8 protein-coding genes and 2 pseudogenes are annotated in these 10,142 nt (G+C 72.1%); 4 read left to right on the top strand and 6 right to left on the bottom strand.

Translation table 11 applies throughout. The features are described 5' to 3' along the window. Both EAO75_RS20965 and EAO75_RS48270 read left to right on the top strand, forming a co-directional pair. A pseudogene (locus EAO75_RS20965) lies at window positions 1–291 on the top strand (aminopeptidase N); the annotation flags it as partial. Next, window positions 287–448, top strand: a pseudogene (locus EAO75_RS48270) (glycogen debranching N-terminal domain-containing protein); the annotation flags it as partial. The pseudogenes EAO75_RS20965 and EAO75_RS48270, both read left to right, overlap by 5 nt. A 425-nt stretch (window positions 449–873) precedes the next feature. On the opposite strand, the gene pepN reads toward EAO75_RS48270, so the two are convergent. The 4 genes from pepN to EAO75_RS20935 all read right to left on the bottom strand — a co-directional run bounded on the left by pepN (window position 874) and on the right by EAO75_RS20935 (window position 5,380). Next, window positions 874–3,378, bottom strand: a complete 2,505-nt coding sequence (pepN, locus tag EAO75_RS20950; protein WP_187284529.1) for an aminopeptidase N — start codon at window positions 3,376–3,378, stop codon at window positions 874–876. Window positions 3,379–3,434: 56 nt separating this feature from the next. Continuing rightward, complete coding sequence (locus tag EAO75_RS20945; protein WP_147996598.1) at window positions 3,435–3,980, bottom strand: two-component system response regulator; 546 nt, start codon at window positions 3,978–3,980, stop codon at window positions 3,435–3,437. Between the two features lie 141 nt (window positions 3,981–4,121). After that, on the bottom strand, window positions 4,122–4,469 hold the full coding sequence (locus tag EAO75_RS20940; protein WP_147996597.1) for a chorismate mutase: 348 nt from the start codon (window positions 4,467–4,469) through the stop codon (window positions 4,122–4,124). 11 nt (window positions 4,470–4,480) lie between these two features. Beyond that, complete coding sequence (locus EAO75_RS20935) at window positions 4,481–5,380, bottom strand: helix-turn-helix domain-containing protein (RefSeq protein ID WP_147996596.1); 900 nt, start codon at window positions 5,378–5,380, stop codon at window positions 4,481–4,483. Between the two features lie 101 nt (window positions 5,381–5,481). On the opposite strand from EAO75_RS20935, the gene EAO75_RS20930 reads away from it, so the two are divergent. Then, window positions 5,482–7,257 carry a glycoside hydrolase family 35 protein gene (locus tag EAO75_RS20930; RefSeq protein WP_147996595.1) on the top strand — a complete coding sequence of 592 codons (1,776 nt, stop codon included), beginning with the start codon at window positions 5,482–5,484 and terminating at the stop codon, window positions 7,255–7,257. A gap of 22 nt (window positions 7,258–7,279) precedes the next feature. Here EAO75_RS20930 and EAO75_RS20925 read toward each other — a convergent pair whose 3' ends face one another. Continuing rightward, complete coding sequence (locus EAO75_RS20925; protein WP_147996594.1) at window positions 7,280–8,077, bottom strand: S1 family peptidase; 798 nt, start codon at window positions 8,075–8,077, stop codon at window positions 7,280–7,282. Window positions 8,078–8,237: 160 nt separating this feature from the next. Here EAO75_RS20925 and EAO75_RS20920 point away from each other — a divergent pair, with 160 nt between their 5' ends. Then, the gene (locus EAO75_RS20920; protein WP_147996593.1) at window positions 8,238–9,134 is read left to right on the top strand and encodes a hypothetical protein; all 897 of its coding nucleotides are present in this window, start codon (window positions 8,238–8,240) and stop codon (window positions 9,132–9,134) included. 76 nt (window positions 9,135–9,210) lie between these two features. Here the strand turns inward: EAO75_RS20920 and EAO75_RS20915 are convergent, their stop codons facing one another. Then, window positions 9,211–10,065 (bottom strand): SDR family oxidoreductase, encoded by an 855-nt coding sequence (locus tag EAO75_RS20915; RefSeq protein WP_147997995.1) that lies wholly within the window; start codon window positions 10,063–10,065, stop codon window positions 9,211–9,213. Window positions 10,066–10,142: the final 77 nt, after the last annotated feature.

Here is a 10,142-nt window from a genome sequence, read left to right as displayed (position 1 = left end):
GCGTGGGAGGCGATGTTCGCCACCGACGAGGCCAAGGACCTGTCCAACTACCTCTTCACCGCGACCGCCCAGGGCTTCTGGCAGCCCGAACAGGCCGACCTCGTCCGGCAGTACGTCCCGCGCTACTTCAAGGACGCACTCGCCCTCGCCGCCCGCCGCGGCCACGCCATCGCCGACGCCGCCGGGCGCCACGCCTTCCCGATGCACGCCGTGGACGCCGAAGCCCTGCGGCTGGGGGAGGAGTGCCTGCGCGACGGCGAGCCGGTCCCGTCGCTGCGCCGCCGGCTCTCCGGAGGGGTTGTTCGTACGCGACGCCAGGCATCTGAGCCGCTGGCAGCTCACCGTGGACGGGGCGGTGCCGGAGACGCTCTCCCCCGTGGCCGACGGCGACACGGCACGCTGTGTGCTGGTCCCGCGCGGCGGACGCGACGAGCCACCGGCGTACACGCCGGCCTCCGCGAGCGCGCGGACGACGGTGTGCAGGGCGTTCGGATCGCCCTCGTCCGGCAGTACGTCCCCGACCGCGGCCCGCATCCGCGCGGCCACCGCCTGCGGTCCGCCCGCGGGCAACGGTCCCCCGCGGGCCTGCGCGCCCTCGTTCAGCGCGTCCAGCACGGTGTCCAGCAACGGCCGCAGGGCGTGGGGACCTTCGGGGCCTGACGCGAGCGACGCAGGCGTGCTCATCGTGTCCTCCCGGGCGCTGGGCGAGAAGGACTTCCAGCTTGTACCCGGATGGACGATGGCGCCCGAAAAGCCCAATGATCGGAACCCGAAAGGGGGTACTTTCGTGCGGGGAAAGCGTGTCGGATGCGGTATGCGGAGTTCGGCGGAGTAGGGGGGCCGGACGAACCGGCGCCCCCTACGTCGGACGTACTAGCCCTTTCGGCCCTCTCGCACCCTCAACGCCCTTGCCAGGTCGTCGAGTTGGTCGGCGAGCCTGCGGCGCAGCGACGGGACCGGCTCGCCGTCGCGCAGGCACTCCTCCCCCAGCCGCAGGGCTTCGGCGTCCACGGCGTGCATCGGGAAGGCGTGGCGCCCGGCGGCGTCGGCGATGGCGTGGCCGCGGCGGGCGGCGAGGGCGAGTGCGTCCTTGAAGTAGCGCGGGACGTACTGCCGGACGAGGTCGGCCTGTTCGGGCTGCCAGAAGCCCTGGGCGGTCGCGGTGAAGAGGTAGTTGGACAGGTCCTTGGCCTCGTCGGTGGCGAACATCGCCTCCCACGCCCTCGCCTTGGCCTCCTCGTCGGGCAGGGCGGCGCGGCAGCGGGCGGCGCCCTCCTGGCCTCTGGCGCTCGGGTCGCGCTCCAGCTCCGCGGCGATGGCGGCCTCGTCGACGGCGCCGAGCACGGCGAGCCGGCCCAGGACCCGCCAGCGCAGCTCGGGGTCGAGTTCGGGTCCGCCGGGCACGGTGCCGTCGGCGAGCCAGGCGGCGATCGTGTCGGGGTGGGCGGCGACGGAGACGAAGTGGCGTACGGCGATCAGGCGCAGGCCGGGGTTGTCGCCGTCCTCGGTGCGGCGGATGAGGTCGCGGCACAGGGCGGACAGGCCGGCCAGGGCGGCAGGCCGCTCCTCGGCGGGGAGGTAGCGGTCGGCGATCTGGGCGGAGGCGAACGCGAGGACGCCCTGCACGATGGCGAGATCGGTCTCCCGGGGCAGGTGGGCGCGGGCGGCCTCCAGATAGGCGGAGGCGGCCAGTTCGCCGTCGCGGACCGCGTCCCGCAGGGCGTTCCAGACGACGGCGCGGGAGAGCGGGTCGGGCAGGCCCGACAGGCGCGCGCCGACGGTCTCGAAGGACTCGGCGTCGAAGCGGACCTTGGCGTAGGTCAGATCGCCGTCGTTGAGCAGCAGCAGTGCCGGGCGCTTGCCGATGGGCCGCGGGGCGCTCTGCGGGACGTCGATCTCGAGCCGGTCGCGCAGGGTGAGATGGCCCTCGTCGTCGCCCAGGTCCTGGTCGTACAGGCCGACGGCGACGCGGTGCGGGCGGCTGCCCGCGTGGTCGACGGTGAGGCTGTAGGTGCCGTTGTCGCCGGGAGTGACCTGCGGGGTGAGGGTGTCGACGCCGGTGGTGCGCAGCCAGCTGTCGGCCCAGGCGTGGACGTCGCGGTCGGTGGCGGAGGCGAGGGAGTCGATGAAGTCGGCGAGGGCGGCGTTGGCGAACTTGTGCCGGGCGAAGTGGGTGTTGATGCCGGCGAGGAAGTCCTTCTCGCCGAGCCAGGCCACGAGCTGGCGCAGCGCGGAGGCGCCCTTGGCGTAGGAGATGCCGTCGAAGTTGAGCATGGCGGAGGCCGTGTCCTCGACGGCCTCGGGGGCGACGGGGTGGGTGGAGGGCCGCTGGTCGGCGTCGTAGCCCCAGGACTTGCGGACGATGCCGAAGTCGGTCCAGGTGTCGGTGAAGCGGCTGGCCTCGACGAGGGTCTGGTAGCCCATGTACTCGGCGAAGGACTCGTTCAGCCAGATGTCGTCCCACCAGCGCAGGGTGACGAGGTCGCCGAACCACATGTGGGCCATCTCGTGGGCGATGACCATGGCGCGGGTCTGCCGCTCGGTGTCGGTGACGGCGGAGCGGTAGACGAACTCGTCGCGGAAGGTGACCAGTCCGGGGTTCTCCATGGCGCCGGCGTTGAACTCGGGGACGAACGCCTGGTCGTAGGAGTCGAAGGGGTAGGGCTCGTCGAACTTCTCGTGGAAGCGGTCGAAGCACTGCCGGGTGACCTCGAAGAGCTCGTCGGCGTCCGCGTCCAGGTGGGGGGCCAGGGAGCGGCGGCAGTGGATGCCGAAGGGCAGGCCGCGGTGCTCGGTGCGCACCGAGTGCCAGGGGCCGGCGGCCACCGCGACGAGGTAGGTGGAGATCAGCGGGGTGGGCGCGGCCTGCCAGCGGCCCTCGCCGAGGTGCTCGGTGCGGCTGTTGGCGAGGACGGTCCAGCCTTCGGGGGCGGTCACGGACAGGTCGAAGACGGCCTTGAGGTCCGGCTGGTCGAAGGCGGCGAAGACGCGCTGGACGTCCTCCATGAACAGCTGGGTGTAAAGGTAGGTCTCGCCGTCGGTGGGGTCGGTGAAGCGGTGCATGCCCTCGCCGGTCCGGGAGTAGCGCATGGCCGCGTCGACACGCAGCTCGTGCTCACCGGCGGTGAGGTCCTTCAGGGGCAGTCTGTTGCCGTCCAGGGACTCCGGGTCCAGGGGACGGCCGTCCAGCGTGACGGAGCGCAATTCGGCCGGCTTGACCTCGACGAAGGTGTCCGCGCCGGTGCGCGCGGTGAACCCGATGACGGTGCGGGAGTCGAAGGTCTCGTCCCCGGTCGTCAGATCGAGTTCGATCGTGTAGCGATGGACGTCGAGGAGCTGGGCACGAGTCTGCGCTTCGTCGCGCGTGAGTACGGACATGCAGGACATGCTGCCTGATGGCACCGACAACTCACAGGGGCTGATCAGTACGGGCGTTATGTCCGGTCCTTGGCCGGCGTGGCGGCCGGGTTGTCGCGCTGTGGCGGGACATGGGTGTCGGAGTGGCGCAGGGCGCGGCGCGGGTGCGGTTCCGGTGCGTCGGAGTGGCCCTTGACCAGGGCACGTAACTCGCGGACCTCCTCCTCCAGGGCTCGGTGGCGCTGGTAGGCGTCGTACAGGTAGCGGACCTTGGTGCGCAGCGCCCAGGGGTCGGTGGGCTTCAGGACCAGGTCGGCGACGCCGAGCCCGAAGGCGGTGGCGGTCAGTTCGTGATCGGCGCCGAAGCCGGTGAGCAGGATGACCGGTATGTTCTGGGTCTGCTCCACGCGCCGCATGTACCGCACGACGTCCAGCCCGCTGACGCCCGGCATGCGGACGTCCAGGAGCAGCAGGCCGACCTGCCCGCGGAGAACCTGCTTGAGGGCCTCGTCACCGTTGGTGGCGCGGGCGAGCCGGTAGCCCAGCGGGGCCAGGGCGCTTTCCAGGGCGTACAGCGTCTCCTCGTGGTCGTCGACGATGAGGATCTTGGCATCCGACGGCATGGCCCGACGTCCCTCCCGCGTGGACATCCAGGGTATGTCCGGGGGTGCTGACGGAGCGTGCGCGTCAGCTGGCATGCGGTGCACAGCGCAGCATGCCCCGCGCGGGCCGCCGTGTCACTCCCTCGGAAGGGCCAGTAGGCGTCAGTTCGCCGTGGGCGCAGCGTCGTTGACCGTGTCCTCGGCGATGCTCTCGTGGTGCCTGATCACCTCGGCGATGATGAAGTTCAGGAACTTCTCGGCGAACGCCGGGTCGAGCTTGGCGTTCTCGGCGAGGGTGCGCAGCCGGGCGATCTGCCGGGACTCCCGGGCCGGGTCGGCCGGCGGGAGCTGGTGGCGGGCCTTGAGATGGCCGACCTGCTGGGTGCACTTGAAGCGTTCGGCGAGCATGTGGACGACGGCCGCGTCGATGTTGTCGATGCTGTCGCGCAGCCGGGCGAGCTCCTCGCGGWCCGCGAGGTCGACGTCGCCTGGGGACATGTTGCTGGTCATGAGGGCTCAGCCTACGGGGCCGTCCCGGTCGTCGTTCGTCCGATCACGGGTGGATCGTCGGGATCGGGGACCCGGTTGCTCCAGCCGCCGGGCACGGTGCGGCCCTGCCGGCCGCGGAAGCGGACCGGGGCCATGCCGACCCGGCGGGTGAACAGGCGGGAGAAGTAGGCGGGGTCGTCGTAGCCGACGCGGCGGGCGACGGCGGCGACGGGGAGGTCGGTGGCGGCGAGGAGTTCCTTGGCGCGGCCCAGCCGGATGCCGAGCAGATAGTCCTTGGGGCTGCACCCGGCGCCCCTGCGGACGGCCGTGCGCAGCTCGGCCGGGGTCATGCCGTGCCGGGCGGCATGGTCGGCGACCGTCAGCGGCAGACAGGCGTCGCGGGCGAGGGCCTTGAGGACCTGGTCGCCGTCGGGGGCGAGGTCGGCGCGGGCGCGGCGCAGGGCGACGAGGAGCTCGTGGACGGCGGCGCCGGTCTCCACCTCCAGCAGGGGGTTGTCGCGGCGCGCGGCGCGGGCCATGCGTCCGATGACGGCACGCGGGCCCGAGGCGTCGGAGAGGGGCACCACGGGGCGGTCCGGCTCGATGTAGCCGAGTTCGGTGTACGAGGCGGCGGCGGGCCCCGCGAAGTCGACGAAGCCCTCGTCCCAGCCGGTGCCGGGGTCGGGCGCGTAGTGGTGCGGGACGCCCGGGGTGAGCCACAGCAGCGCGGGCGCGGTGACGGTCGTACGGCGGCCGTCGGGGTGGGCGTACCACCCGCCGCCGGTACTGATCACGACGGCGACGTGGTGGTCCAGGACCCTGGGTCCGACGGTGGGGAGGGCGCCGTACTGGAGGCCGACGCCGAGACAGACCAGGCCGAGGCGGTGGTGGGCGGGGCCGGGGGTGAAGAAGCGCATCCAGGTGCGGTACATCCGTGCGCCTCCCCTCCGCCTTCTTCTGCGCCCTCTTCGGTCCAAGCAGCGCTGATCTTTGTCCATGGATCCCGGCCCGCGCCAGAGGCGAGGGTGGGCGCATGAGCGAGTTCACGGTGGGGGACGAAGACTTCCTGCTGGACGGGCGGCCGGTGCGGCTGCTGTCCGGCGCGCTGCACTACTTCCGGGTGCACGAGGCGCAGTGGGGGCACCGGCTGGCGATGCTGCGGGCGATGGGCCTCAACTGCGTGGAGACATACGTGCCGTGGAACCTCCACGAGCCGAGCCCGGGGCAGCTGAGGGACGTGGCCGCGCTGGGCCGGTTCCTGGACACGGCCCGGGAGGCGGGGCTGTGGGCGATCGTGCGTCCGGGGCCGTACATCTGCGCCGAGTGGGAGAACGGTGGACTGCCGTACTGGCTGACGGCCGAGGTCGGCGCACGCGCGCGTACCCGTGACGAGGGCTACCTGGGGCACGTGGCGAACTGGTTCGGGCGGCTGCTGCCCGAGATCGTGCCCCGGCAGATCGACCGGGGCGGGCCGGTGATCATGGTGCAGGTCGAGAACGAGTACGGCAGCTACGGCTCGGACCTGACGTATCTGGGCCACCTGGCCGGCCTGCTGCGCGAACACGGCGTCACCGCCTCGCTGTTCACCTCGGACGGCCCCGAGGACCACATGCTGTCCGGCGGCTCGATCCCGGGGGTCCTGGCGACGGTGAACTTCGGCTCCCACGCGCGCGTGGCGTTCGAGACGCTGCGCCGGCACCGCTCCGAAGGCCCGCTGATGTGCATGGAGTTCTGGTGCGGCTGGTTCGACCACTGGGGCGGCGAGCACGCCGTCCGGGATCCCGGGGACGCGGCGGCCGCCCTGCGGGAGATCCTGGACTGCGGGGCTTCGGTCAACCTGTACATGGCGCACGGCGGCACGAGCTTCGCCGGCTGGGCGGGCGCCAACCGGGGCGGCGGCGCGCTGCACGACGGGCCCCTGGAGCCCGATGTGACGTCGTACGACTACGACGCCCCGATCGACGAGTACGGCCGCCCCACACAGAAGTTCCGGGCCTTGCGCGAGGTCCTCGCCGAGTACGCCGACGGCCCCCTGCCCGAAGTCCCGCCCGCGCCCGTGCCGTTGGGGGCGCCGGCCGAGGCGGTCCTGACCGGCTGGGCGCCCCTGGCGGCCGTACTGGAGACGCTGGGCGGCCCGGAGGTGTCCGGTCCCGTTCCGCCCACCTTCGAGGAACTGGGCGTCGAGCGGGGCCTGGTGCGCTACGAGGTGACGGTGCCGGGTCCGCGGCAGCCGTATCCGCTGACGGTGCGCGGGCTGCGGGACCTCGCCGTGGTGTACGTCGACGGGCAGCGGGCCGGGGTGCTCACCGAGGACGACGCGTGCCTGAAGGAGCCCGTCGCCGGGCACGCGCGCGTGGAGCTGTGGGTGGAGTCCCTGGGCCGGGTCAACTACGGGCCGCGTCTGGGCGAGCCCAAGGGGATCACCGGGGGCGTCCTGCACGAGCGGCAGTTTCTGCACGACGTACGCGCGCGTGGGCTGCGGCTGGAGGCGCTGGACGCCATCGAGGGCGTCCGGGCGGTGCCGTCGCGGGAGCTGCCCGAGGACGGCGCCCCGGGGTTGTACCGGGGCACCGTCACGGTGCGGGGCGCCGGTGACGCCCGTCTGGAGCTGCCGGGCTGGACCCGCGGGTTCGTGTGGATCAACGGCTTCGGTCTGGGCCGCTACTGGTCCGCGGGTCCGCAGCGCGGGCTGTACGTGCCGGGGCCCGTGCTGCGGGAGGGCGCCAACGAGATTTGGCTGCTGGAGCTGGACAGGACGGCCCGGACCGGGTCCGGCGAGGCGGGTGTCCCGGTCCTTCAGGCCGTCTGACGCACCTTGCCGCGGCGGCTGCCTACAGCGCGGCCGCCGCGCGGGCGATGTCGCTCGCGAAGTGGCTGACCTCGGTGTAGATGCCGGGGACACCGGCGCGGGCGCAGCCGTCACCCCAGCTGACGATGCCGACCTGGATGAACTTGCCCGCGTCGTCCTTGCGGAACATGGGACCGCCGGAGTCGCCCTGGCAGGTGTCGATGCCGCCGCTCTGCCAGCCGGCGCACAGTTCCTCCTTCGACACCAGCCGGTTGCCGTAGTGGCGCTTGCACACACGGTCGGCGACGAAGGGAACACTGGCCTTGCGGAGCTTGGTCGTGCCCGTGCCGGCCCCCTCCTGCGTGTCGCCCCAGCCCGCGATCGTGAACGTGCCGCGGTTGTACTGGTCCGTGGTGGCGATCTTCAGCGTCGGCTTGTCGATGGGCCGGGCGAGCTTGATCAGCGCCCAGTCCTTGCCGGTGCCGTTGTAGCCCGGGGCCACCTTGACCTTGGTGGACTTCACCTTGATCGCCGCGGAGGAGTTGATGTCGTTGACACCCGCGGTGACGGTGATGCTGGTGTTGTTGCCGGAGCCCTCCATGCAGTGGGCCGCGGTCAGCACCACGTCCTTCTTGTAGAGCGCCCCGCCGCAGCCCATGGAGAGATGGACCATGAACGGGAACTCGTTCTGCGCGGCAGCCGTTCCCCCGACGACGCGGGTGGACGCGGCGTTCGCGCTGAGCGGCTGGAGGGAGGCGACCGTGAGCGCGACGGCGCCGACCGCCGCGGCTCTCTTCACCAGAGTGAGGCCGCTTCTCTTCGATATGTGACGGGTCAACATTCGTCCCTTCGTGGGGGGTTGGGCGACCCGGAGTATGAAGATCAAGGGGGGTTCATGACAAGGACGGATCTCACGTTCCGCGCGCGGAACCTCACCAGGGAAAATCCCCTCACATCCCCGTAGAGTGGAATCGGTTTCGAGGCGTCTTGGGGGTACGGGCGTGGCGAACGGCGGACCGGTCCAGCACGGCTTCCCGCACCTGGAGACGGTGCGGGCCTCGATCACAGCGCTCTACAGGCGGCTGTCGTACGACACCGTGCAGACGTTCGCGACCAGCGTGGCCCCGGCCGACGTGGCGTTCTGCGACACCGACGATCTGCATCTGGGCGCGCTGCGGGTGGCCCGCGAGCTGGTGCGGCACTACCACCTGCCGGACGCCCGGCTGATCGTCGGCTTCCGGGAGATGAGCCACGCGGCGAACGTCGAACTCGCCGCCGGGCCGGAGTACTTCGTCGAGCTGAACGACCGATTCCGCACCCATCGCCGGGACATCGGCGCGGCGCTCGCCCACGAGGTGATGCACGTCTACCTGCACCGCCTCGGCCTGTCCTTCCCGGGCACCCGCGACAACGAGATCCTCACGGACACGGCGACGACGTATCTGGGCGCGGGCTGGCTGCTCCTCGACGCGTACCGGGAGGACGCGGCGTCCTCGCAGAAGCTGGGGTATCTGACTCCGGAGGAGTTCGGGTACGTCCTCGCCAAGCGGGCGCAGGTCTTCGCCGAGGACCCGTCGATCTGGTTCACCAGCCCGCAGGCGTACACGGCGTACGGGAAGGGCATGGCGCAGGCCCGGCGCGACGAGCAGCAGCCTCCGCTGACGGCGGCCGGCTGGGCGGGGCGCCGCCGCTATGCCCGTGACCGGCGGCATGCCCAGGACCATCAGGGGGCCGGTCCCCAGCCGGGGGCTCCGTATACGTTCACGCCCGACGGGCATGGGCCTCTGCGGGTGTCGTTTCCGTGTCCGACGTGTCAGCAGCGGATCCGGGTGCCGGTGAAGGGGCGGGTTCGGGCGCGGTGCGGGTTGTGCCGGACGGTGCTGGAGTGCGATACGTGAGCGTGAGCGCCTACTGGGGTGGAGCCGCGGCGGAGCCGCATATCGATACGGCCCCGCGCCCCATAGGGGCGTCACATCAGCCCCCGTACACCCGTCCCGGTGCTTCCGCCTGTCCCAGCAACTTGAGCGCCGTTTCCCCGGCCTCCTCCGGCGTCCACCTGGCCGCTTTGTCCACCGTCGGCCCGGCGCGCCAGCCCTCCATCACCGTGATCCGGCCGCCCTCCGTCTCGAAGACCCGGCCCGTGACCCCGGCGCTCGCCTCCGAGCCCAGCCAGACGACCAGCGGGGAGACGTTCTCCGGGGCCATGGCGTCGAAGCCGGAGTCGGGGGCGGTCATCGTCTCGGCGAAGGTGCGTTCCGTCATGCGGGTGCGGGCGGCCGGGGCGACGGCGTTGACCTGGACGCCGTAGCGGGCCAGTTCGGCGGCCGCTACCAGGGTGAGGCCGATGATTCCGGCTTTCGCGGCGCTGTAGTTCGACTGCCCGACCGAGCCCAGCAGCCCTGCCCCGCTGCTCGTGTTGACGATCCGGGCGGCCGGAGTGCGGCCCGCCTTCGCCTCCGCGCGCCAGTGCGCGGCGGCGTGCTTCAGGGGAAGGAAGTGGCCCTTGAGGTGAACACGTACGACGGCGTCCCAGTCGTCCTCGTCGAGGTTGACCAGCATCCGGTCGCGCAGGAACCCGGCGTTGTTGACGAGGGTGTCGAGACGGCCGTACGTCTCCAGCGCGGCCGCCACCAGGGACGCGGCTCCGGCGCTGGTCGCCACGTCGCCGCCGTGCGCGATCGCCTCGCCGCCCGCCGCGCGGATCTCGTCGGCCACCTGCCGGGCGGGGCTGTCGGCGGCCGGTGTGCCGTCGAGGCTCACGCCGCGAAAGCCGGAATCATCGGCCTCACCCTGGTAGCGGCCGCCGAACTGGCCCGCTACGGCGTCCAGGTCAACGCCGTCGCCCCGGCCGCCCGCACCCGCATGACGGAACGCACCTTCGCCGAGACGATGACCGCCCCCGACTC

Origin of the sequence: Streptomyces sp. UW30 (assembly GCF_008042075.1) — a bacterium.
In the GTDB taxonomy this organism is placed as follows: Bacteria; Actinomycetota; Actinomycetes; order Streptomycetales; family Streptomycetaceae; genus Streptomyces.
The sequence above is the reverse complement of the archived record's forward strand: the minus strand, read 5'-3'. Positions and strand labels throughout refer to the sequence as shown.

What these genes read in the sequence shown, in the direction of transcription:
- EAO75_RS20945 (WP_147996598.1), bottom strand. Translation starts at nt 3,980, where the DNA reads ATGCCGTCGGATGCCAAGATCCTCATCGTCGACGACCACGAGGAGACG.
- EAO75_RS20925 (WP_147996594.1), bottom strand. Translation starts at nt 8,077, where the DNA reads ATGTTGACCCGTCACATATCGAAGAGAAGCGGCCTCACTCTGGTGAAG.
- EAO75_RS20935 (WP_147996596.1), bottom strand. Translation starts at nt 5,380, where the DNA reads ATGTACCGCACCTGGATGCGCTTCTTCACCCCCGGCCCCGCCCACCAC.
- pepN (WP_187284529.1), bottom strand. Translation starts at nt 3,378, where the DNA reads ATGTCCGTACTCACGCGCGACGAAGCGCAGACTCGTGCCCAGCTCCTC.
- EAO75_RS20930 (WP_147996595.1), top strand. Translation starts at nt 5,482, where the DNA reads ATGAGCGAGTTCACGGTGGGGGACGAAGACTTCCTGCTGGACGGGCGG.